Genomic DNA, 24,540 nt, shown 5'->3' with positions numbered 1-24,540 from the left:
GGTAGCGGCTTAAACGTAGTAGATGGGCCCATTTCATGGCAGACGGGTCATTTTCGGGCTGGACGGGTCGCGTGGCGGCCCGCACACGCGTTCACGCGCGGGGCCGGCGGGGCATTTTTGCCCCGCCGGCCCCTATTCCAGCGCTATACCAGCCCCATTCCAGCGCTACTCCGGCTTGGTTTCTACCGTGGGAGTCTTATCCGCCGCAACCGGAGTACGGGCGGTGTCCATAGTCAGGCAGTGCTTGGGGCAGCTTTCGATGCACTCGCCGCACACCACGCAGGCGTACGGGTCAATCAACCAGGTACCGCCCTTGCGATCGACCGCGAGCGCGCCCGCCGGGCAGCGACGCGCGCACATGCCGCAGCAGATGCACACATCCATGTCATTGACGATATGTCCGCGCAGGCGCTCTGGTGCCGTCAGCCCCTCCTGCGGATAGCACACCGTAACCGGCTGCTTGACCATAGAGCCCAAGGCCGTCTTGGCAAATGTCAGCAAACTCATGCCGCGCCTACCTTTCCGTGCAGCTAATGCAGGGGTCGATGGTCAGGATAATCATGGGCACGTTGGCAAGGAGCACGCCCTGCAGCGCATGTGTCAGACCCGCCAGGTTTTGCGACGTCGGCGTTCGCACGCGGAAACGGTCCAGGTTCTTGGTGCCGTTGCCGCGTACATAGTAGTACGCCTCGCCGCGCGGCTGTTCAATCACAACCTCGCCGCGCGCGCCGTCGGCCGGCGTAAGCTTGGTGCGCCCGCCGATGCCGTCGTGTGGAATCTTACCGGCAAGCTCCTTGATGATATCCATGGCCTGCGTGACCTCAGCGCAACGCACCTGGCAGCGGGCATAGCAGTCGCCGTCGGTCGCCACGATGGGCTCAAACGCGGCCAGATCCGCATAGGCGCCGTCGCCAAACATGCGCACGTCGTAATCCACGCCCGAGGCGCGCCCAAACGGACCGACCATCGAAAGCTCCAGCGCGTCTTTCTTGCTGATCACGCCCACGCCATGCAGACGCTCGCCACAGCTGTCGTCGTCCAAAAACGTATGCACCAGGGCCTCGTAGTCGGCGCGCATGGCGTCGAGCGTCTGGACAATGCCGGCCAGCTCGGAGTCCTCAATGTCGTGCTTAAGGCCGCCGATCTCGTTGATCGACAGAATCACGCGACCACCGCACGTGCTCTCAAAGATCTTGAGAATCTGCTCGCGCAGCGTCCACGAACGATAGAACAACGCCTCGAAGCCAAAGGCATCGGCGAGCAGGCCCAGCCACAGCAGGTGCGAGTGAATACGCGAAAGCTCGTGCAAAATGGTGCGGATATACTGCACGCGGCCGGGTACCTCGATGTCGAGCATGCGCTCGCAGGCGCTGGCATAGCCGCAACTATGGCCCACGGCGCAGATGCCGCAGATGCGCTCGGCGATATAGCCAAACTGGTGCATATCGCGCTTTTCGGTGAGCTTCTCGAGTCCGCGGTGCACAAAGCCGATCTGCGGAATTGCCTCGATGACGCGGTCGTCCTCGATCACCAGGTCCAGATGAAGCGGCTCGGGCAGCACCGGGTGCTGCGGGCCAAACGGAATAACGGAGCGATGTGCCATGGACTTTACGCCTCCTTTTTCTGCTTGTCGCGGGCGGCCTTGGCGGCAAGCGCCGCGCGGACCTTGGCCGCTTTCTCGGGATCCATGGCGGCGAGCTTTGCCTCCATCTCGGCAGCCTTGAGCGCGGCCTTGGCGGCAGCTTCATCGTGCTGAGCATCGGAGCCGGCAGCCGCAGCGGGCTGAGCAGCGGCGCCCGCGGCATCGCCGGCGCTGGCAGCGCCCTCCCCTGCAGCAGCCGCAGCAGCGGCGGCCTTCTCGGCCGCGGCCTTGCGCGCCTTGGCCTCGGCAGCGGCACGGACCTTCATGGCTTTCTCTCGCGCAGCCTTCACCTCGGGCGTGATAACGCTCATGGGCTCGGCAGTCGAGACCTGGTAGAAAAAGCCCTTAAAGTCGATCTGCATATCGGTGATGGCAAGACCGAATAGGTCGTGCGCTTCGTTTTCAAACGGGAATACCGCCGGACAGTACGAGCTGATGGACGGAATCTCCTGGTGCCGATCAATTCCCTCAACCACCAGGTTCTCGATCGCATAGCTACCGTCCTGCGCAATATGCTCCTGAGCAGCATGAACGTTGATAAACGTATAGACCAAGCGATACGTGCCGTCGTCGACGTTGCGCTCGGCGTGCATTTGCACAAAGCGGGCACCGGCGCCCTTGAGCGCCTGGACATGCGACAGGAGCTCGTCGATCCCAACGGTGGTATAGATTGCCTCTTGCATTACTCGGCCTCCTTTGCAGCGGCGGGCGTCTCAGCAGGTGCGTCGCCAGCGGCGGGCGCAGCAGGCTTCCCGGCAGGCGCGTCACCGGCACCGTCAGCCCCGGCCCCCGCAGCCACAAACCCGTCCTCGCCCAGCTCAACGCCGCCGTCCCAGGTAGCGGCACCGCCCACGGTAAGTGGATCGCCGCCAGCACGCATCACGGCCTCCTTCTGGTCCAGGATGCCGCACGCCTCCACGATGGCATCGATCACGGTCTCGGGGCGAATGGCGCATCCGGGCGCGTACACGTCCACGGGAATCGCGCGGTCCACGCCGCCGATCACGTTGTAGGCATCGCGGAACACGCCGCCCGAGCACGCGCAGATGCCGCAGGCCACCACGCACTTGGGCTCGAGCATCTGGTTGTAAATCTGGCGCACGACGGGCAAGTTCTGAGCGTTGACCGAGCCCGTCACCAAAAAGATGTCCGCATGCTTGGGGTTGCCGGTATTGACCACGCCAAAGCGCTCCGCATCGAACAGCGGCGTGAGCGAGGCCAGCACCTCGATATCGCATCCGTTGCAGCTCGAGCCGTCGTAATGAATAACCCACGGCGAGCGCGACATTTTATGATCCATGGATGCCGCCTCCTAAATAAACACGTCGACGAGGATGGGCATAAGGTTGAGCAGGCCAAACACCAGCGCCACGCCCCAGCCGAGCTTAAAGCAGCTGCGCCAGGTGCTGCGGGCGAAGGTGTTGTCGATCAGTACCTCGACAAAATACGTCGCGACCATCACGACCAGGGCGACCACCCAGCTCACCGGGTTGTCCCAGACAAAGAACATGCCCACCCACATCAAAAACAGCACGGTCTCGCACCAGTGCATAAGGGTCATCTTGGCCAGCGTGCTGCCGCTCATCTCGGTGGCGACGCCCTGGACAATCTCCTGATGCGCGTGATGCGAGTACGAAAGGTCAAACGGCGACTTACGCAGCTTGATGGTGAGCACCGCGAGCAGCGCAAGGAAAATGGGCGCGCTGTACACGATGATGGGCGCCGACTGCCCCGTCACGGCGATGGAATCAAAGCTGTCGGTGGCAAGGTAGAGGCCCACGCTCATCAGCAGAACGGCGGGCTCGTAACTCATGACCTGCAGCAACTCACGATCGGCACCAACCTGGGCAAACGGGCTTTGCGTCGAGGCGGACGCCAGCACCACAAAGATCGCGGCGAGCGTAACCATAAAAGCGCACAGCAGCGTGTTGGAACCCGACACAAAGATGCCGCCGCCCACGACGGTAAAGATGAGCGCGCATGCCATATAGGTATCGTCCATGGTGTTTACGCTGGCAGGAGCCTTGCGCAGCAGCTTGGCAACGTCGTAGAACGGTTGCAGCAGGCGCGGGCCCACACGGCCCTGCATGCGGGCCGAAAGCTTGCGGTCAAGGCCGTCGATCAGGCCACCCACAAGCGGCGCAATCAAGGCAAACGCCACGGTACCAATAAATATGCCCACGACACCCGAACCTTCAAAATACTTGCCGCGCAGCACCGAGGGCGCGCTCATGGCAAGCCGCTCGGGCCCAATCCACGCGCAACACAGCAGCGCGAACAGGATAATGCTGCAGCACACGACGCTACCCGCGGGGCCAATACGCTTCTCGCCAAGGGCGTCCTCCGAGTACCAATTGCGCTTTGCGGCCTTCAATTCGTGCCCCATCGAGCCGCGGAAATGGCGATATTTGTCGGTTCCCACGCCCGAAAGATATACGTTTACGTGCGGTTTGTTGCTCACGCGGAATGAAGTCAGCAGCACCACGGCGATAAACGCCACGATAACCACCATCAGATACATGGCATCCTTGCCAATAACATACGGCACGCGGCCAAACACCATGGCCAAGTAAGGCGACACCAGACCGCTCGAGATAACCGGGAACGCCACGCAGCACAGAATCAGCAGCGCGGCGATGGTGTTGAGCGCCATCCATTCGGTCTTATGGACATTGACCTCGACGTTTTGGGCCGTGGGGTCGACGCCCGAAAGCTTGGCGAGCCACTTGCCCCAGAAGAAGAACGTCGCGGCCGAGCCAAAGGCAAGCACCATGATCATGAGCACGTTGCCGGTCTGCGCGAACGCCACCAGGGCGCCCCACTTGGACACGAGCATGCCAAACGGCGCCACGAACATGCCCATAATGCCCAGCATCATCAGGCGCGTCAGGTGCGGCATGCGGCTGAACATACCGTCCATGTCCTCGATATTGCGGCTGCCGATATGATGCTCGGCCGTGCCCACGCACAGGAACAGCAGCGACTTTGCCACCGTATGGAACAGGATCAGGAAGATAGCGGCCCACACGGCCTCGGGCGCGCCGACACCCAAGCAGGCACTGATGAGGCCCAAGTTGGAAATGGTGGAGTACGCGAGCACGCGTTTGGCGTTGCTCTGCGAGATGGCCATGAGGGCAGCGAGCAAAAACGTGATGGCACCCACACTCGTGACCATAAAGCCGGTCACGGGATAGATGGCATAGAGCGGGCTCAGCTTGACCATCAAAAACACGCCGGCTTTGACCATGGTTGACGAATGCAGCAGGGCGCTCGTGGGCGTGGGGGCAACCATAGCACCGAGCAGCCAGGTATGGAACGGCATCTGCGCTGCCTTGGTAAGGGCGGCGAGCGATAGCAGGATGACTGGCATCACCAGCAGCGCGGATTGCGCGGTTCCGGTGCCGGAAAGCTCGATCATGCCCGAGATGGTCAGCGGCATGCCGTTAACGTGCAGGTACATGAGTCCGGCCAAAAACGCGATGCTGCCCAGCATGTTGAGGATGATCTGGGTAAAGGCGTTTTTAATGGCTTCGGACGTGCGCGTGTAGCCAATCATGAGGAACGAGCACACGGTGGTGATTTCCCAACCGCAGAACAGCCACTCCAGGTTATCGCTCGTCACGATGACGAACATGGCCGAGAGGAACAGGAACATGAGCGCCAGGAACTGCGGGCGACGGTCGGGCGCGGTCTGCCCGCGCAGCGCGGCCTCGTGCTCGTCGTGGGCTTGGAAGTCCTTCATGTAGCCCAGGGCGTACACGCAAATCAGGCTGCCGACGATGCCAACGGCGAGGACCATGATCACGCTCATGTAATCCAGGTAGAGCGGTGTCGCCGTGACGGCTTCGGCCGCGGGCAACGTCATGGCAGCGAAGGCAACGGAGCCCACCAGCTGGACTATGCCGAGCACCGTGGTGAGCGCGTTCCTATATTTATACGCGTTGTACAGGATGACGGCGCACAGGATGACATCGATGGCGGAGCTGATGATCGAGAGCACATGCGAGGTGCCCGGTGCCACCTCGAAGCTCTGCGGGCCCGCGCCAAAAAACATGACGGCGACTACAACTGTCACCGCCATAATAATGCCGGAACCTATGAGCCCCACCGTATCGCGGGCGCGGTCACCGCGAGTGAGCAGCATGCCCAGCGCCGGTACCAGCGGAAACAGGGTAAGGAAATACAGTAGCGTCATACCATCACTCCCCCATGCAAAAACGCTGCAATTGTCTAACGTTATAGCTCAGTTGAGGAGTAGCGGCGGCGGGTTTTCGGTCAACTGGGGAGTTTTAGGCGTACGGGGTAACGAGTCTGTCCGCATTGGAGTAGAGGGGCGGCAAGAAAAATGCGCCCCTGTGGGCGCACCATCCCGTTTGCTATTCCGCCTTTTTAACGCGCGGCTTGCGACCGCGCGGCTTATCGACCAGTGCGGACTCACCGCTCTCGCGGTACTGACGGCACCAAGCCTTGACCGAAGACTCGCTGGGAATCTTATGCTTGATCATGGCCTCGCGAACCGTCAGGCCGTTTTCCAGACGGTCCTTAACCACGGCGGGCTTTACGTCGTACGAATAGGTGTGATGACGAGCGCCCGCATTGAGCACGGCGTTGGCACCACCCACGGCATATGCGCGGGCCCACTGACGAGCCGTGGCCTGGGGAATGCCAAGCTTTGCGGCGAGGGCGCGGTGACCGACCCCCTCTTGGAGGACCTCGACGGCGCGCTGCCTAACCTCAGGCGCATGCGTACGAGTCCTAGTTGCTTCCGACATACCTGCCACTTCTTAGCCTTAACCGTTAATCTGCTTTCTTACGTGCATGTTAGATAGTAGCATTTTGCTGTTTGCACGTAACAGTTAATTGAAAATCGTAATTTCGCTATCTGGGCATTTGCCATTAATTTGCAACAGTTCTTTAGGTTTTATTTACGCAGCTAGTTAGCTCGCGGCTCATTGACGGTGTTTTACCAACCAGATTGGTATCTTTTTTTAGCTGGTATGGCCTACGCAATTATTGACCCCCATACCCGCCCGCAATGGCGCGACAGCTTTCCACCTTACTTTCCAGCTTTCCACTCAACATTCCAGCTTTCTTTCCAGCTTTCCACCTTAGATGGTAAGTTAAGTGGAAAGTTGGAAAGTTTGATGGGAAGCCGAAGCAACGGCAGGCCGCGCGAGCAAGAAAGGGGGCGGCAACCGGGTGGTTGCCGCCCCCTTTGCGAAGCTAGTTGGCTTCGGAACTAGTGGTCGATGCCGTTGAGGTTCACCCTCGTGAGCGTATAGGTCACATAGTCGGGCGATTGAGGCTTTGCGCTCGCCACGTCACCCTTAACCAGGCTCGCTCTCATTACCAATCGATAGTTCGCGTAGAACTGCTCACGCTGTTCAACCTGCGTGTTGACCTTAACGGTAAAGGGCAGGCTAAACGTAGTGTCACCGTTCTGCGTTTTGAACTTGCCATTCTCCTTCGAGTCAGTGAAGGTGATCGTGCTACCGGAGGGAGCGACCGCGGCAAGCTTACTCTCCGTCACTGTTACGTAGTTGGAGATATCATCCGTTACACTCTCATACGTGCCGTCGGTTCCGCGGCGCTGCAGCTCGAGCGTGTACACAACAGAGTCGGCATTTGCAATTGCCTCGGTGGCGTTGTTGAGCCCACCCAGTTCATACGTGGCACCCAGACCAATCGTGCCATTCGCGATCGGACGTAGGTCGTCCACGTTAATACCAAGCTGCGACTTCTCAGGCGCCGATAGCGTAATGGTCGTATCACCCGTGTCCATGCGATAGTACCCGACGTTACCGGGCTTCGTCTGCGTCAGGCTCGAGGTATTAAGGCCTTCCTTACGCGTCGAAAGCTTGGCAGTATAGGACATCTTGGTACAGGCGTCCTCGCCAGACTGCTTGGACAGGGAGATAACCTTGTTGCAGCCGTCCGGCGTAAGGCGAATCTTTTCCACCACCGTACGCACGGTAAAGGATCCGTCCGTTGCGATCTTGCGGATTCCGGCGAGGTCATGGTCGAGCGTGAGCTTCAGCGAATCATCGCCTGTATCCGTCACGGTCTGCGTGAACGCAGGCATCGAAGCGTCACACGGCTCCCAATCGCCGCCATTCCACCTGTAGTTCTGACCGCCGATGGCAACATAAAACTTCGCAATTGCCGAGGTTCCGCTCGGGAAACTACTTACTCCCATTAGGTTGTTGTTGGCGCCATAGCGACACAGCGATGTATCGAGCTGATAGAACAGATGGTCACTCTCTGTATAGTATTGGCTCGGACTAAACGTAACCGTATCTTTGACGTCAAGAGAAAGCACGTAGGCGGCACCGTCCTCCGACTTCGAAACCGGAATGCGCGCCGCATTTTTATTGTCGACTACACTCTGCTCATAATTGGACAAGATGCTGTATGTCGATGCCGTACTGTTTTGATTATCTTCGCCACCGGTGCGCAAGACGTGATGCAAATTCCAAGATATGCGGGCACCCGAAGAATTCGAGTCAATAGACGAAGCCGTAAAACCGTTGATACTAGCTTGCGTCCCGCCGTCGCCCGACTTGGGCACGTTGACAACTAGGTAGACGCTCTCCGACGCACGCTGCTCCTTGCCGTTAACCTTAGGTACCTCTAACTTATAGCGTTTGTCGCTGGGAACGTCAGCGCCCGCAACCTTAAACAGCGTCCACTTGTCTTCGCCTTCGATCTTCGCCTTAGCGGTCGCCTCTGCCTCGTTTTCACACGCAACCCATGTGCCGGCGCCATCCTTTGTGGCCGACACACCCAAGATCTCGCTCAGCCATCGCTCCTGATATGGTTTGCGCGCAGAATCCTCAAAGCCGGCATCTCCGCTCAGGGAAACGCTCGTTGCGCCGCCTTCGCCCACCGTATAGTGATATTCCCTGCCACCGGCCTTGTCGTCAACGTTCGCATCGATGAGCGTGAGCTGGGTGCCCTGGGGCAACCTTCCGTCGGCACCATTGAAGAGGATGCTCTTGCCGAGCCCCTTCATCGAGCCGCCGGCAGCCATATAGCTGTCCCAGCCAAAGTCGACTTCCTTCCCATTAGCAGAATTGTATGTCCAGGTAAGCAGACCCGTCATCGGCTCGCCAAAGCTCGTAAGCACGTGTGCATCTTTTCCAAGGTTAGCGTAGTCTTTTTCTTTAAATTTGGTGCCGTAATCATACGTTGCAGTGAAATCGATCTCGAGCTTGCGTTTAACGATGATCGGCACCTGAACGTTGTAGCTCTGACCCGCCTCGGTAAAGGTAACGGTCAGGAGCGTGAAGCGGCCCTTGCCGTTGTCCCAATCGGAGCTTGGGCTAAACGACATGTTGTTCTTGCCGTTGTTCACCACGCGAAGCGTGGGATTGTTCGACGCGTCATCGTCCTTAACGAACACACCATCCTTGAGTTGGAAAACCTCTGCTTTGGCCGTCACGTGCGGATTGGTGCCGTTCTCGTTATTCAATCTGCAAGCGTCGGAGAAGCCGCCGTTCGTGATGATGTTTAGATAGCTCTTGACCGTCGTGTTGTCGGCGCCAGAGATCACCAAAACGGGGAAATCCGTTGTGGCTTGGCTGCTGCTTGTATCATTATTCGCATTGAACTTACTCGCCACGGATGAGGCATCGTAGCTCGACGTATTTTGATAGGCGCCGTTGTCATTAATGCCGCCGATATTGGTGTAGGTGTAGCGGCCGGGAAAACTGGTACCCGCCTTGCTTTGGATGACCTCGCTCTGGATTGCCGCCGCAGTAGCAATGGCGGCACCGTCGCCAAACAGATAGCGGTCGGTGGTGTCGCCGTCGGAGGCACGCACCGCCAGCGTGCTCACGGGCCTCGTGGTCACGTACGGACTCGTTGCCGTGGTAGCAGTATCGCCTGCGCCGTAGAGCGTTTTGTTCTCGTTGGGCGCGGCAGCCGTGCCGTTGTAGTCACCGAAGGCAATATAAGTTTTCCTGTTTACGGCGGCCGTATTGGTCGTGTAAACCATCGGCGGCAGGTCGCTCGTGGTCTTGCCACTGCCGGGCTTTACTTCCACGCCCGCTGCGGAAAGGCTGTACTTACCATCCCCCGTGTCAACCTCGCCCAAGAGTACGCCCTGGGTTTTGCCCGCATTGTAGCTATTGCTGTCCATGAGCACGTTTACCAGATGGAACTGGCCACGCCCATCGCCCATAATGCCGCCGTTGGACTTTTCGCTAAACGTGGTGTCGGATACCTTTGTGTTGGTGACATTGATGATGACGGAGCCACTTTTAGACGCGTTATTCGCGCCAAGCAGACCGCCGCTCCAGCTGCCCTTAATCGTAGCTTTCTCGATCGCAATATTGTTGCAAGCAATATTCGCATTGCTGAAGAAGTAGCCGATAAGCCCTCCCGAGCATTTGCCGGTGCCGGCGATGCTGACATTCTTGACACTGCAGTCGTCGAACCAGTACTTGTTGGGGCTACCGCTACTCGTAACCTCACCAATCAGGCCGCCCGCATTGTAGATGCTATTGTTCGTTCCGGCCTTATCGCCGATGACGGCGTTCTCGGTGCCGTTTCCGTCATCAATGCGCACGTTGCTCATAGAAATAACGCCGCCACGGGCGCGTCCGACCACGCCGCCGGCGCCCATATGGTCATCGGAGTTCGACCCGGTGGCTAGCACGTTTACCCCAGAGATGACTGCCGTGCTCGACGGGACTACCTCGGTGGTGCGGATTTTGGTGTTGACCGAGATATCGCTTCTTTCGACATAGCCGAGCACGCCGCCCACGTAGGGCACTGTCCCTGTGGCAGTTATGGTCGAGTTTTTGCCAACGGTCCTTTCACTCACCCCTGTGCCTGCGGTTGTCCACACACCGCACGCCGAGGCGACCGTACCCACATAGCCACCGACATTCTTCTCGCCCGTGACGTTAAGACCGGTGTACGAGCAGTCACAGAGATACGCGGGGCCCCACCCGTCCCTGAACTCGACCATATAGGTTCTGTCTTCGCTCGTAGTTCGTCTGGCGCGACCCGAGCTGCCAAGAAGTCCTCCCACGCTCTTAGCGCCCGACACGGTGCAGTTCTTCATCTGCACGTTGCGGTAGATGCCGCACGTGCCGTCGTCGTAGTTGGCCGTTGCACCCGCCAAAAGGCCGGCACCGGTAAGGTCGTTCGGTGCCTCTCCTGGTTTGGCTTCGCCGTTGGTGTCGATATAGGTGAGCGATACGTTGCAGTTACTAAAGGTGAGGTCTTTGACCTGAGCGCCGTCATTCGCGGTGACGCTCTGCCCCACATTGGTTGAGGTGAACATCACGGTGCTGAATAGGCCGCCCACGCCCGAGACCTTATAGTCGTCATCGGCATATTCGACGACGCCGTAAGTGGCATCTTTGGTGCCCACCGTGATGGTGGCCCCGTTGCCGTCGATCGTTGCCACGTGCGGCGTGATGCGGTCGCGATCGGTGGACGCCTCGTTCGAGCTGCAAGCATTGGAATAGTAACGGCCGCTGAGACCCACGTATCCCGTGCCGTAGCCAGTCATATCATAGGTGGCATTTTCCTTGAACTCCAGGCTCATGCCGATCGATTTCGACGCGCACACGTAGCCCGTTTGGTAGTCGGCAGCGTAGGACGCCACCAGGTAGGGCGAATTTACATCGTCATCATGGTTGAGCGGGCCGTGCCACCCCTGTTTGCCCGGGGCCTTCTGGTCATCGTTTTTGGCGGTTTCGAAATCGCCGGAAGCGCTCGCAGGCTTGCCCACGCAGTCGTAGCTGGCATTTCGCACCTTACCATATTCCTTGTTGCCAAACAGGTAGCCGTTTATCGCCGGGTCCTGCTTATCGCTGCCCCAGTACGCCTTGGAGCCGCGGAACACGCCATAATTAGCGTAGTCAGTATGTGCCGCTCCAGCACCCGCACCCGAGCTAATGATGGCCGAGAGCACCAAAAGGCCCTGGGCGTTTTCCACCGTGGTCACGGGTGCCTCGGCATCAGTGCCGATATACTTGTTGTCGGTGCCCGTGGTAGTGACGCAGGCAGCTCCCTTGTTTGTGAGCTCGTTGATCTTGTAGTTAGCGTTACCGTTTTCGACTTTGCAGCCCTCGCTAAAGGCATAGCCATCAATCACACGACCAACGTAGGGATTGTCGTACTGCCGGAAGTTGCCCGTTCCAAGACCCTGAGACTTGTCGCTGGTTCCAGCGCGCCAAGACGTCCCTGACATATTGCGGAAGATCACACCGCCGCCCGCAATGGCACCAACGTAACCGCCGATGGGAACAAGATGTGGCTTAGTTCCGCCACCAGCAACCGTAAAGCCGGTTGTGGAGTTATCGGGCGTTGTCCCATTCACGGCCACACCGTCGATAATGTTATCGCCGCCAAGGATGCAGCCGATAACGCCACCGAAGAACGACGTCGGAACACCGTCGGCATCCTTGGCAGAATAAGTAATAGTCGCCGACGCGTTCACATAGCGAATATTCAGATCGCGCACCACGCTGCCGTAACTATAGGGAATAAGGCCGCGAAGCGAACCCTCGTTATTCTCTATCTTGATGGTTGCCTTTTTATCACCTTTAGGGTTGCCAACGATGACGCCACGGAACGGGTTGGCTTTGTTGCCAAAACCGCCAAACGATGCGCCGTCGAGGGTGATCGTATTACCCCCGGTAGGTTCAATACTGTAGTACGCGCTTTGGATATAGCGGTGCATCATCTCGTCGGAAAGTGTGGCCGAAGGATCAGTGGTGTCGCCGGTCTTCTTTTCCCACTTCTTCCCAGTGTCTTTCGCCTGCTTATAGACGTACGTAACCTCATTGTCGGTTTTATTGTCGCTGCGGCGAGTACAGAGCGTACTCTGGTTGACGGCAATGGTGACCTCCCAACCGTCGAGCGCAGTTTGGTTGTTGATGTAGTTGGCGATGGCGTTCATCTCAGTCGCGTCCTTAACGGCATACGGATCGCCATATGTGCCGCATCCCTCTACCAGCTTTGGAATGCGCTGGTTGACTTTAATTTCATGATATTGGACGCCGCTCTCGGTGGCCTTTCCCTTATAAACATAAGGAAGATAGCCACCAAACCAAGGCCTGACGTCACCGTCCTTCTTACCATCAACCGTCACATAGCCGCTCACGGCACCATACGTCGCTTCGTCGTAATACCAAAGCTGCTTGCCCGGGTACTCCGTACTCCCATCAATCTCAGATCCGTATGTCACCTTGCCTGCATCGGCATCGGCATCGGCCTTAGTAAAGGTGTAGTCCGCAGAGCCCGTGCTCGTGCTTCCGTAGCCAAAACTCTCCAGCAGGCTCGCATGGGTGAAGATCGTTTTATTCTTTTGGCTGGGCAAGCTGATTTGCTCAAACTTTGCCGTCACCTGATCGGCCTCACTGCCTACACCAAGCTTTCCGAACAGCGACGTAGCCGCCTTGGTGTCACTCGTGTACCCAGTAGTCTTGATATTCTTCGCGTTCAGGCTCACGTACTTCTGCATCTCGTTGATGAGCAGAGGCATATAGGCGTTAGCATCCGTGGCGCTGTTGGCGCCGTCGACAATCAGATTGTTGAGCGTAAGACCATCAATTGAGATCTTTCTAATCTTGGTGCCATTGCCGTCGCTGGACCCATACACGTAGCGGCACACGAGCGCGCCCGAAGAGCTTCCGCTTGCTCCATCAGTGTCTTCAGAGCTCTTTCCGTCATTAATAACGGGCCCAACAGTACCACGCAAAGTGACGTTTTTTACTGTGAGATCGCCGTTTGCCACCGTTCGAAAAAGACCGCAGTGCATGTTCTCGTGCTGGGTAGCATCGGAATTTAGCTTGTTGCCATTCTGCTCGGCCTTGATCTTGGAGTAACAGAAGGTAATGGTCGCATTCTCAACCGTCACCTCTCCGCTCGGCTGAGTTGGATAATAGCTGTAGCCGGCCAAATCGATTGTACCCGTTATGGTTATGGAATCATCGAGCCCTGTCGTGCCATTGGGAACGATTGTCGAACGAATACCTTCGGGAGCATAACGGTAAGCAGACCATAAGAGCAGCTTTTCCGCTGTATCGATTTGACTGCCACTAAAGCCGCCTTCACAATTCTTAGAGGCTATGTCGAGGTTGTAGAAGTAGCGGGTATTGCCGTTCGTATTCTGGCTTCGACCGAAAGACGAGCGATTATGGTAGCTGTTGTCTTTTGTGGAATCGCCGTCCATGTCCAGCTTGTTTTTCTGTGTGTGTAGCGAAACGACCGTGTTCCAGTCGGCGTCCATGAGCTTGCTGCCGTTGTTTGGTTTTACACCGCTGCCAACCCATTCATCGAAGGACGTTACGCCCGACGCAACGATGGCCCCCTCGCCGGTGGGCACCCTATAGGCGGTATCCCAATAAGCCCTGTCCTCCAAGTACAGGCCTAGGTAGCTCTCGACGCCATATGTCGTCTTATCATCCACCTTGCAGCCGCGGCAAACTAGAACGCCGAGCGTCTGAGCGGCGCCCGCATTAATGGTTGTGCCCGAGAGATCGATGGCATAGTTGTTGATAATCCAGTGGCCGCTCGCGGCGTATACAAGACCACCGAGTTCCTTGGAATCATCCGCAGTCGCGGTTATAGAAGCGTTGGTCGTTTTCAGAGCATAAGAGTTTTCATTCTTGTTAATGCTCTCATCTCCGATAGTTACGACCGCGTTGCCCCAGCTATAACCCAAGAAACCACCCGTGCCATTGAGCTTATCGCCGTTCCTGCCGACTTTCATTTCGAATGAATTGAACGAAAGGCCCGAAATGTTCACGTACTTATCAGCTGAGTTGGCTATTGTCCCTGCATTGTAGGTACTCTGTGCGATGCAGCCGATAAGACCACCGACTTGGGCAATCTTGCCGCCGGCGCAATCGCCAGTTTCGATTGATCCGGCGACTTCGAGGCCCGCAACATTGAATGACGAGCCATAATCGCCCGCATAACCAATGGCGCCGCCAATGCGACTATTGCCGTTAAGCGTTTTAGTTGCAGCGATGGTCGCTTGAGCCTTGCTGTTATCCTTAAACGCAACCGTAGAAGCCGCCAGCACGCTGCCCGCAATACCGCCAATGTTCACGTCATTGGCAAACGTATCATCGCACGCGATATTCGTTTTGCACGTTACGCCAGACAATGACAGGTTGCCGACGATGGCACACGCAAGCGACCCGGCATCGATAGCCGAACCGTTATCGAACTTCATGGAGCCAGCGATTGTGACGTTGGAGATGGTTGCACCGTTGACGGCCGCGAACAAGCCCAAGCGGCCGTGGCGGTAGATTTTGCCGTTGCCGTTGCTCGTGTTATTGCCGTCGAGCACGTCTTCACCACGCTTGCCGTACGCCTCGCCGACGGCAAGATTGATTGTGCCGCCACCGTTCAACGTTCCCGAGAAAACTTGCGAGCCGTCTGCACGATCCTGCGTGAAACCCGTCAGGCCCGTGCCCTTGAGATCAATAGTGCCGTTCACCGTAATGGTCGAGGACTGCAAGCCGTTAAGGTTGTTTTCGGTAACGCCGTCAACCATCGAGTAGTAGCCGTTGGTTTGCCAGGTAATCGCAAGCTTGGCGAAATCCTCAGCTGTGGTTAGGGCGTAGGCACCGTTAGCTGCCGTCAGCGAATCCGGCAAGGTCAACTTATGAGTGTCCACATCAAGCTTAATGAAGTCGCCGCCCAGACGAACAACTTCACCGTAGGTCGCGATGTCGTCCGTCTTTGAGGCTGAGTTGCTACGCTTGAAGGTCCAGACCGCAGCGCCCTTGTCTCCCAGATCACCATTAGAGCCATTGCCGGCAGCGAAGATCAGCGCGTTGTGGTTCTCGTATACGAGCTGACCCGTCGTGGCGTTCTCGGCAAAACTTGCGCCCGACAGATCCGTGATGCCGCTGAATTTGATTACAGCATTCCACGCGGATCCCGCAATTCCCGCGGCACGGTTGCTTTGCGCCTTACCGATAGGATTGTCGCTTGTAAGTTTGAAATCTCGCACGTCAAGGACATTGCGCGTATCGACAACGCCCACGGCGCCACCGAACTTTCCGGTACCCGTTCGCGCCGAAGCATCTCCCTTGCACGCAACCGTCACGCCGTTGAAGACAACGGCAACGGGCTGCGAGTTAGGATTTGCGCTATCGCCAACATAGCCAACAACGCCGCCTGCGTCGGACAACTTGCTCGCAAGGTCAAACTCAATTGAGCACGTATTCTTATTATCTGCATCCTTTTCAACAACAAAGGCGCGCAAAGCGCCGTCGTCGTCCGTTTTCGTCGCGAACACCTTGCCGACAAGGCCGCCGTAGCTGCCGTTGACACTAACATCTTCTGGTAAGGCGAGTTTGCTCTTATACGTCCCGCCTTGCACCACGATGTCTCCATTAGAGATATCGGCCATGCCAAAAAGAGCGCCGGCGCGCTGCGACGCACCAAGAGTCACAAGGTCGCCCAGGTCGAACATATTGGACGTAACGGCAAATCCTTGCGCAAAGCTCACGTCGCCGATAACGCCACCAGAGCAAGCGCTGTTCTCGTCGCCAATATTTAGAGGACACCCAATCTGCTTATTATCCGCGCCCAGTGTGAGCACGGTCGCTTTACCAATAAAACCGCCGCTGGCAGTTGTGCCCTTGACGGTGAGCGCGTGTAGGTCGAGAGCTTTCGCGACGTTGACCATGGCACCCGTGCTCGAGCCAACGAGTCCTACAACGCCACCGGCGGAGCCGTTCGTAGACTGGACGGTGGCGGTGGGAACGTTTGCCAGAGTGCCAATGCTCAGGGTCGCACCGTCCTTGACTTCGCCTACGAGCAGGCCAGCGTTGCCAGAGCTCGTTTTGACGGCTCCGCCTGAGGTCAGATCGTTGGGGAACGTGACGGACTCAACCGTCAAGCTCCCGCTCTCGACCGTGTTGGCAATCAAGCCAATGTTGCCCGTCGCATTCGCGTTGAGATTCTTTCGAGAATCGGTGAGGCTATAGGTAACGTTCGCAGCAAGGTCGCCCGTCGTCGCACCCAGGAGGGGTGCCGTCAAGGCGGAAGTCGCATCCTTCACATCAACGTTCACGGGTTCCACGATGTCAACCGACGCGATGAGTGTCTTGCTCTCTTCGCCGTTTTCCGCACCGCTGACCTTCGAAGCGACCATCGGTGCGCTATAGCTAGTCGCGCCTACCCACTTTATCCTGACCGTTTTGTTTTGGTCAGACAGCTTGAGGTTATTAAAAACCGTCCGATCAGTCGTAAGCTCGACGGGACTATCAACGTCCCTATAGATCCTGCCTTCAAACGGACATTCATCACTGCCAAGACCCTGGAAAGACATGCCGTTATTAGCCGACTCGGTGAGCTTCGCATCGCCCGTGATGATAACCTTGATCTGCGCATCATAGTAAAGCGAAGCGTCGGCGTTAGACAGGACAGCGAACGCCTCCGACGACTTGACATCGAGGCTTCGGATTCCGCTCTCGTCGTCTTTGCGCACGATGCTTTCCGCGCCGTTCTTCTCGAGCAGCTCGACGAGCTTATTCAAATCCGTGATCGTCGCACCCGCCTGGGCATCAGCGTCCTCCGAAGTCGCATCATCGGCATCTTGCTCGGCGTCGTCAGCGGCGGCATCGTCAGCGGCATCGTCGCCTTCCGTCTGGTCGCCCGTGGAATCGGAACCAGTGGCGCTATCGGTGGTATCGCCTGCTGCAGCGTCATCCTTCACCGCGTCATCCCCAGCACTGTCGCTGTCGGCGCCGGCATCACTCGACCCAGACCCGATCGTGACATCGCCGTTGGTCTCGCCGCTCTCGGCAGTATCCAACGCCTTCGCAGATGCGGCAGCAATCTCGTTCGAGATGTTCTGCCAGCCTGCCGCCACAGCAGCCACCGTGGGCGAGCATGCTTGGAGCACCATGACCACCGTCATGAACTCTGCGAATATGCGCTTTGCCGTTCTCATCGATTCCGTACCTCTTATCCTAAAACTCCGCTTCCAGAGTTATCGAGTCTCCGTCGCGCCCGTCAGAGTAGTTCCGCTCACGCTAATGTCCAGGTCGCCCCAGCCACCGGGCGTTTTGCCGTCCGCTCGGTAAAAGTTGACGACCATCGAACCCGGCTCCATGGTGAACGTAGCCTTGCGAGCTGCAGCATCCACCGTCGCGCTATGGTTGGTCTCAAAGAACGGGTCGATCTCCACGTTCTCCCCCCACGTGAGCGTGACGTTTGCCAGTGCGCCCGTAACCGTCACGCGGTAGTTGTATGCAGCGTAATCAGCAAACTTGCCAGCCTCATCGACCAGCGCGCCCTCAACCGCAGCGGTCTTGACCTCGGCCCTCTTTGACGGCACGACTTTCGCCGCCAGACAGGCTAGCTCGGTGCCGGGGCTCTTCTCCGATACGACCGTGGCCTTAATCACAAAGTATGCTTGTCCCAACTTAGCCTCGGGGAAGGTCACGGTGTAGTCGTTCTTGGTAGGTTGATTCTCCGGAAGCGTGACGCTGCTACCGGGCTGGGGCGCATAGCTCCACGTGGCGCCATCGAGCCCGTGCCCCTCGACCGTCAAGGTGTATGTCACATTTTTGTCGTTGCAGAAGTTGCTGTTGCCCAGCAAGTGGTTGTAGATGCTAAAGGTAAAGTTGCACTGCCCGTTGTTGGGATACACCGTAACGGAGCGCTGGGCACGGGCGAGCTCGTCGGGGCTAGGCGCACTCATATAGCCCGTGAGCAAATCGCTTGCAAATAGGCTCTGCGCAGTGCCCGTTGCGGCGACGGACTTTAGAAATCCGTTGGCGGTGTAGGCGGAATAGGTAAAGTAGCCACCCGTCACGAGCGCCACGGCGCAAATAAGTGCGATTGCCGCCACAACCAGCTTGTTCTTGACTAGGCTCTTGCTTTTTGCCAGCTGCTCGCGCTCGGCATCCTGCTGTTTCTCTTGCTTCTCCATGTGCGCCCCCTCTCCTACTTGCCGCTCGTGTTGCGCGCGATCAGGTAAATCACGTCGGTCTCTTTGGCGCTCTCGTCCCACGAAAGCTTGATGATAAAGTTAAGCGTGTCATTGCCAGTCGAGTTGTCGAGTGTCTTAGCGTTGAGGTCGCCTTTGCCGAATTTCTTGTATCGGTAGAGCGGGCGCGCGTTGCGCTGGACGTTTTGATAGTCCTTGAATGTAGGGTCGCTTGCGCCCTCGCCCGGCACGGCTGCCAGACCGTCGTTCTCCTTGTTGATATATTCGAAGCTCGTCAGCAGGTTCTCTCCGGTTGCTTTCCAGCTATAAGATTTGCCGTCTGCGGTACCGCTCACGTCGGGCGTCTGGAGCGCAGACGTGTTCTCGGCTCTGTACAGCTCGATAGTGAGACCCGTAATGTTGGTCGTATTCGCAAGCTGCAGCTCAAACCCGTCGCCGCCCGTCTGCACGCAAAACGGGCGCTTGAGCGTCACCGTGCTGCCAGTCTTGGTATCGCCGTATTCGGGGTTGTAGCTCAGGTCGATCTGCTCTGTTGCCGTAGCGTTGGGGCCCAGCACCTTGAGCTCTGCCGGCTCCTTGATCTTGCCGACGGTGGAGCCGCGATTGGCATCGACGAACCATCCGAGCGTCAATCCCAGCAACACGAGAAGCACGGCCACCAGACCCACGATGGCCAGGGATTCGCGACGGTGGTCGCTCACCCAAGCCTTGATGCGCTCGATGCGGCCAGCCGGACGCGCTTCGCCGTGCGAGCCGAACCCGTTGCCGCCGGGGTTTGCCGCTCCTTCGTTGTGTTTGATATCGCCCTGCTCGCGGGCATTAAGCTGCTCGTCCATTTATTTATCCGCCTCCTTGGCGGTGAAGCGCACGCGAATGTACTTGACGTTCTTGCCGATAATCTCGTCGGCGTTGTTGTAGTAGCTGGCGCAGGTTTCCACATCCGCAGAGGACATGCCGGCTCCGACAGGCGGAACCGCGCTAGGCGCCTGACCTGGCACGCTCGTGCTATCGGCGCGGAAATAGCGCGCGTGGTTATTGTTGATGTCGCCGACGAGGGCTGCGTATCCCGCGGCGGGGTCCGTGCTCGCAAAAAGGTTGCCACCGTAGCCGGCGTTGCCCGTGCGAACGTAGCTCTTAAACTGCTCCGACCAAATCCAGTAGAGGGTTTTGGGTACGGTTTTGGTCGTGCTATTTGAGTCCGCAGGGCAAAAGTCCGACGCCGGAATGGTAAAGCTCTGCGTGATGACGGTAACGCTGGCTCCGTCCTGGGTCACCGTGGTTGTCGTGGGGACCAGCGGATTGGAGTAAAAGCCAGAGGTGTCTTTGCCCTGAAAAACCAGGATATGACCGCGCACCAAATCTTTAAGCGAGTTGATGATCTCTTCGTTTTTCGATGCATCCGCAGCGGAGCCCATGCCGACAGCACTCGTCTGGACGGAAATCTCCCAGGTCATCTCCACCGTGATATCGTGCAGGTCGTTGCAGAGCGGCTTGACGTTGAGCTGGAGCTGACCAGCCGACCCCGGAGAGAGACTGCCATCGGCACTCATGTTATTGAGGTTGAAAAGATTGTTCACGGCAAGGCTTGTACTGTCCGACGCGTAGTTGTCCTGGGCGTCGTACTTGCCCGCCGTGCCGCCCTGCGTTCCCGAGAGCACAAACCGCGGACCCTTCGCCCCGATCGTACTCCCCGTGGCACTCACTCGGTTATTCGCGGCAAACCAGGCCAGGCATGCAAAGATGGCAACGATGGCGGCCAGCACAAACAGACCGCTCACCAGGAAATCCTTCCAGAAATCCTTGAGGGTCCGCACGTGCTCGTCGGCAGCTTGGCGGTACTCGGCCGCCGTCTTGTGCTGCTGGAGCTCGCTATGTCGGTCCATGCCACTCATCGCTTGCGTTTGCCCTGCTAGTGGGCGTGCCATCCTTTCCGCTTGGTCGCGATCAATCCGTTGCTCGTAGGCATAGAATTCAGGCAGAATACAACACCATACGATAAGGTAAAAGAATAGCATTGACCTGCGGTTTGCTCCACAGCGCAAGCCTTAATGATGTCTTAAAAGTCAAATCCTTGGTGCAAGGGGGTCAGGTTACTTCGCAGCAACATGGTGCACACAAACCTAACCCCCCTTGCACCAATCCATAGCGCCGGGCGGAGAACACACGGCGTGCCGCCCCTTAACACCCCAACGCGCGCACGGGTATCACGTAGATACCGTCCTCGACCTCGCGGGCGTACTCACCCACCCCCACAATCACGGCCATAAACTCCGGTTCGCGTGTGCGTGAACGAGGATTTCCACAGACCTTCTTGCGAACGCGCTTGAGACTCTCGACGCCGGCGCTCGCTTTATCTTCACTCACCTTAATCTCAAAGGCGGCCCACCGTCCGTCGGCTAGCTGCACGATAGCATCGCACTCAAGGCCCGAATCGTCGCGATAATAGCGCACGGGCGTGCTATCCAGCAGGTCGAGCGAACGTGCGTAGACCGAAAGGTCGCGTATGACCAAATTCTCAAACACCAGACCAAATGTCTGCCAGTCGGCAAGCAGCGCCTGCAAGGACATACCTAGCAAGGCGCAAGCAAGGCTCGGATCTGCCAGATAGCGCTTGGGCTTGACGGTAAAGCGTCGTTTGTCGCGCGCGGCGGGAACCCAACCGGGGACCTCCTCGAGAATGAACATGCCTTTGAGGGCATCCAGGTACCTGCGCACCTTGGTCTCATCGGCAAACGCTGCGGGTTCCTCCTCGGCACCGAACATATCCATAAGAATCGTTTTATACGTGGTTGCCTGTCCCAGATTGCGCGCGATCGATGCAGAGACTCGACGAGCAATATCGGGGTCGAGACCAACCGCCGGGAAGCTGCTCGAAAACGTAATGTTGAGATATTCGCGGGCGATGAGCTGAGCGTCAGCCGAGACCATATCGATCGCCTCGGGCCAGCCGCCGCGGCAGGCGGCTTCGACAAGCCCCGGTGTATCGCCATTGCACCGGCAGGGCTCAAAACGATGCTCAAACAAGCCCGCCAGGCTCACCTTGCCGTTGGACTCACCTGTCTCGGCAAGCGTCATGGGGTGCATGCGGACGTGGCCGATGCGGCCGGCTCCACTATGCGCGGGTGCCTCCGCCTTTGAGCCAAACGCAGACGTGGCGGAACCCGTGAGGATATAGGCGCCGCGCGTGCCCCGGGCACGGTCGACCTCGTGTCTAACGTAGTCCCAAATCTGGGGAACGCGCTGCCACTCATCGATAATATGCGGACGGTCTCCCAGCAACATCATCGCCGGGTCGGCACGCGCGAGGTCGAGATTCTCGTCGACATACGAGACGGACGCCCCGTGCTCGAGCGCGGCCCACGTCTTGCCGCACCACTTGGTGCCTGCAATCTCGACCGCGCCAAAGACACGAAGGTAGCGCTCGATTTGCGCATCCACGATACGTGGGATGTATCCGTCCCGATGTAGCCTCTCGCCCGCCATGAGCCACCCCCGCAGATTTACAGGTCCTGCTTTCTGATTCTTCTATTCCACTGTAGCAAATTCGGATTTTCGGGTGGTTGCGATTCGGATTTTCGTGTTCATATAATTCGGATTTTCAGGTGCTCAAGATTCGGATTTTCTGAACCAGCTGGTCAGGGATACTCTATTGGCAAAAAGGCGGGGAGCACCGATACGGCACTCCCCGCCCACTCAATACGCGATAGCTTTCTTGCTTAGAGCTCGTTGGCCGCGTGATACGCCGTGCGAATGGCGCTCGCGATGTCGGCGGTGCGCTCGCCCGAGCAGTCGCCCACGCAGGTCACGGGCACCGTCACGCCGTCCAGGTCAAACGCGTTGGCCTTGGAGCCCACGGCCATCACCACGTAATCGCAGGCGATCTTCACCGGCTCCTCGGCGCCGTCCTCGGTGGTGCGAACGGCCTCCACGCCCTCATCGGTAATGGCAGTCAGACGGGTCTTAACATGCTGCTCAACGCCATGCTCGGCAAAGTCGCTCATAATCAGCGGCAGGATGGTCTCGGACTCGCCTGCGGCAATCTTGTCGAGCATCTCGACGATCGCCACCTCGCAGCCGTGCTGCAGCAGGTACTCGGCAGTCTCGGTGCCCACCAGGCCGCCGCCGATAACGGCAACGCGACCGCTGAGCTCCGCCTTGCCGGCCAGCACATCCCAGCTCGAGACGACCTTCTCCGAATCGGCACCGGGCACGGGAATGACCACGTCGTGCGCGCCCACGGCCACAATCGCGGCGTCGGCGGCGTTGAGGTCCGCGGGGCTAGCGGTGTGGTTGAGCTCAACCTTCACGCCCAGGCCGGGCAGAATCTTCTCGTAGTACTCGACCGAGCGCATGATCTCGTCCTTGCGCGGAGGCGCAGCCGCCAGCACAATCTGGCCGCCCAGATGGTCGCTCGCCTCGTAGACGGTCACGTCGTAGCCGCGCTTGGCCGCCACACGCGCGGCCTCCAAGCCGGCAATACCGCCGCCCACCACGGCGATCTTCTTGTCACCCTCGCCCGGCTTAATGGCGACGGTCGCCTCGTCGCCGTTCTCGGCATTGAGCACGCACGAGATGTACTGGCGGTTTTGGATCGCATCGACGCAGCCCTTGTTGCAGTTGAGGCACTCGCGGATGGGCTCACCCGTGGCGGCCTTGAGCGCAATGTCGGGGTCGCACATGAGCGAGCGGCCGTACGCGACGATGTCGGCCGAACCGTCTTCCAGGATCTTCTCGCCCGCCTCGACCGAGACAACGCGGCCGACGGTTGCCACCGGCACGGAGACCAGGGCCTTGACGCGCTCGGCCACGGGCAGCGTCCAGTTGTAGGGCATGGCGCCCATGGGCGGAATGGTGTCGCCCATGTTGCCGGTGTGGTTTGCCTGCGCCACCTGGATCATATCGATGCCGGCGCCCTCGAGCAGCTTGGCGAACTCGCAGGCCTCGTCGGGCTGCAGGCCGCCCTTGCCGCGCGGTGTGCCGTCGGGGTTCTCCATGATCACGGGGAGCTTGTACTCCACCATCAGCTGCGGTGCGGCTTCCTTAATGGCGGCGACGACCTCCAGCGCATAACGGACGCGGTTCTCGAACGAGCCGCCGTACTCGTCGGTGCGCTGGTTGAGGATGGCCGAGCACAGCGAACCCACCAGACGGTCGCCGTGGACCTCGATGGCGTCGATGCCAGCCTGCTGCGCGCGGGCGGCCGAGGCGGCGATAGCCTGCTTGATCTGGGTGAGCTGCTCCACGGTGGCCTCGTTCACAAAGTGCTGCATGTCGTGGTGCAGTTTGGCGTAGGCCTGCTTGCGAATCTCGTTGGACTCGGCCATCTTGGCGGCAAAGGTCTCCTCGTCGCCGGCGGCCTTGGCCTCCTGCGCAGCTTTCGCAGCGGCCATGGAACCCATGACCATGCGGCCGACGCCGGGGACGTCGTACTCGGGGTGGAACAGCTGCAGGGCGATCTTGGCGCCGTGCTTGTGGACGGCGTCGGCCAGCGCCTTAAACGTGGGGATCTGAGCGTCGGTCGCCAGCTTGGGCGTGGGGCTTGCGGTCATGACGGGAGCGACGTCGCCGATGACGATGTAGCTCACGCCGCCACGGGCCAGGCGCTCGTAAAAGGCCAGGCTGCGCTCGCCGATGGAACCGTCGCGCTCCTCGTAGCCGGTGGTAAGCGGCGGGAACATAATGCGGTTTTTGAGCTCAAGGGGGCCAACCGTAATGGGCTGAAGCAGCTTAGACGCAGGTGTGGTCATGGACATTCCTCTCTTGTAGGCGCGGCGGCGATGATGCCGCGTAGTTGTCTAGAGGATATGGCATGGGAGCACAGTGGCGCAACGGAAATCGGCGAATATCAGGTGGCGGCGGGTGGATGGGGATGGGCGGGGCGGCCCGTCGGTTTATCTCAATCTGTAACAGTTACGCGGCAAAATCGGGTCTTACTGTTACAGATCGAGACAAACGGGAC

Annotated in this window: 12 protein-coding genes; all 12 read right to left on the bottom strand. The window is 58.6% G+C overall.

Annotated features, from left to right (window positions below):
- Positions 1-165: 165 nt before the first annotated feature.
- The 12 genes from DW645_RS03500 to bilR all read right to left on the bottom strand — a co-directional run bounded on the left by DW645_RS03500 (position 166) and on the right by bilR (position 24,328).
- Positions 166-507, bottom strand: coding sequence for a 4Fe-4S dicluster domain-containing protein (locus DW645_RS03500; protein ID WP_117769766.1), 342 nt, complete (start codon positions 505-507; stop codon positions 166-168).
- Positions 508-514: 7 nt separating this feature from the next.
- Positions 515-1,603 (bottom strand): nickel-dependent hydrogenase large subunit, encoded by a 1,089-nt coding sequence (locus tag DW645_RS03495; RefSeq protein WP_117786207.1) that lies wholly within the window; start codon positions 1,601-1,603, stop codon positions 515-517.
- Between the two features lie 5 nt (positions 1,604-1,608).
- Positions 1,609-2,325: an NADH-quinone oxidoreductase subunit C gene (locus tag DW645_RS03490; RefSeq protein WP_117786206.1), complete on the bottom strand. Its 717-nt coding sequence runs from the start codon at positions 2,323-2,325 to the stop codon at positions 1,609-1,611.
- Positions 2,325-2,942 carry an NADH-quinone oxidoreductase subunit B family protein gene (locus tag DW645_RS03485; RefSeq protein WP_117786205.1) on the bottom strand — a complete coding sequence of 206 codons (618 nt, stop codon included), beginning with the start codon at positions 2,940-2,942 and terminating at the stop codon, positions 2,325-2,327. The genes DW645_RS03490 and DW645_RS03485 overlap by 1 nt, the downstream gene beginning before the upstream one ends.
- 12 nt (positions 2,943-2,954) lie before the next feature.
- Positions 2,955-5,837: a proton-conducting transporter membrane subunit gene (locus DW645_RS03480; protein WP_118226311.1), complete on the bottom strand. Its 2,883-nt coding sequence runs from the start codon at positions 5,835-5,837 to the stop codon at positions 2,955-2,957.
- A gap of 181 nt (positions 5,838-6,018) precedes the next feature.
- Entirely contained in the window at positions 6,019-6,414 is a 396-nt protein-coding gene (locus DW645_RS03475) for a helix-turn-helix domain-containing protein (protein ID WP_118226309.1), read from the bottom strand.
- 467 nt (positions 6,415-6,881) lie between these two features.
- Positions 6,882-17,579 carry a hypothetical protein gene (locus tag DW645_RS03470; protein ID WP_118226308.1) on the bottom strand — a complete coding sequence of 3,566 codons (10,698 nt, stop codon included), beginning with the start codon at positions 17,577-17,579 and terminating at the stop codon, positions 6,882-6,884.
- A gap of 39 nt (positions 17,580-17,618) precedes the next feature.
- The gene (locus DW645_RS03465) at positions 17,619-18,563 is read right to left on the bottom strand and encodes a hypothetical protein (protein ID WP_118226306.1); all 945 of its coding nucleotides are present in this window, start codon (positions 18,561-18,563) and stop codon (positions 17,619-17,621) included.
- Positions 18,564-18,577: 14 nt separating this feature from the next.
- A complete protein-coding gene (locus tag DW645_RS03460) occupies positions 18,578-19,417 on the bottom strand; it encodes a hypothetical protein (protein WP_118226304.1) in 840 nt (279 codons plus the stop codon).
- Positions 19,418-20,464, bottom strand: a complete 1,047-nt coding sequence (locus DW645_RS03455) for a hypothetical protein (RefSeq protein ID WP_147356624.1) — start codon at positions 20,462-20,464, stop codon at positions 19,418-19,420.
- Positions 20,465-20,759: 295 nt separating this feature from the next.
- Positions 20,760-22,064: an ATP-binding protein gene (locus DW645_RS03450; protein WP_117776617.1), complete on the bottom strand. Its 1,305-nt coding sequence runs from the start codon at positions 22,062-22,064 to the stop codon at positions 20,760-20,762.
- Positions 22,065-22,297: 233 nt separating this feature from the next.
- Positions 22,298-24,328, bottom strand: a complete 2,031-nt coding sequence (gene bilR / locus DW645_RS03445; protein WP_233540704.1) for a bilirubin reductase, long form — start codon at positions 24,326-24,328, stop codon at positions 22,298-22,300.
- Between the last annotated feature and the right edge of the window lie 212 nt (positions 24,329-24,540).

It is taken from the genome of Collinsella sp. AM23-17 (assembly GCF_003470945.1).
Classification (GTDB): domain Bacteria; phylum Actinomycetota; class Coriobacteriia; order Coriobacteriales; family Coriobacteriaceae; genus Collinsella; species Collinsella aerofaciens_O.
This window is presented reverse-complemented; position numbering and strand designations above follow the sequence as displayed.

Bases quoted from the DNA above. Each gene is read 5' to 3' on its own strand.
- DW645_RS03500 (WP_117769766.1), bottom strand. From the start codon at position 507: ATGAGTTTGCTGACATTTGCCAAGACGGCCTTGGGCTCTATGGTCAAG.
- DW645_RS03495 (WP_117786207.1), bottom strand. From the start codon at position 1,603: ATGGCACATCGCTCCGTTATTCCGTTTGGCCCGCAGCACCCGGTGCTG.
- DW645_RS03490 (WP_117786206.1), bottom strand. From the start codon at position 2,325: ATGCAAGAGGCAATCTATACCACCGTTGGGATCGACGAGCTCCTGTCG.
- DW645_RS03485 (WP_117786205.1), bottom strand. From the start codon at position 2,942: ATGGATCATAAAATGTCGCGCTCGCCGTGGGTTATTCATTACGACGGC.
- DW645_RS03480 (WP_118226311.1), bottom strand. From the start codon at position 5,837: ATGACGCTACTGTATTTCCTTACCCTGTTTCCGCTGGTACCGGCGCTG.
- DW645_RS03475 (WP_118226309.1), bottom strand. From the start codon at position 6,414: ATGTCGGAAGCAACTAGGACTCGTACGCATGCGCCTGAGGTTAGGCAG.
- DW645_RS03470 (WP_118226308.1), bottom strand. From the start codon at position 17,579: ATGAGAACGGCAAAGCGCATATTCGCAGAGTTCATGACGGTGGTCATG.
- DW645_RS03465 (WP_118226306.1), bottom strand. From the start codon at position 18,563: ATGGAGAAGCAAGAGAAACAGCAGGATGCCGAGCGCGAGCAGCTGGCA.
- DW645_RS03460 (WP_118226304.1), bottom strand. From the start codon at position 19,417: ATGGACGAGCAGCTTAATGCCCGCGAGCAGGGCGATATCAAACACAAC.
- DW645_RS03455 (WP_147356624.1), bottom strand. From the start codon at position 20,464: ATGGACCGACATAGCGAGCTCCAGCAGCACAAGACGGCGGCCGAGTAC.
- DW645_RS03450 (WP_117776617.1), bottom strand. From the start codon at position 22,064: ATGGCGGGCGAGAGGCTACATCGGGACGGATACATCCCACGTATCGTG.
- bilR (WP_233540704.1), bottom strand. From the start codon at position 24,328: ATGACCACACCTGCGTCTAAGCTGCTTCAGCCCATTACGGTTGGCCCC.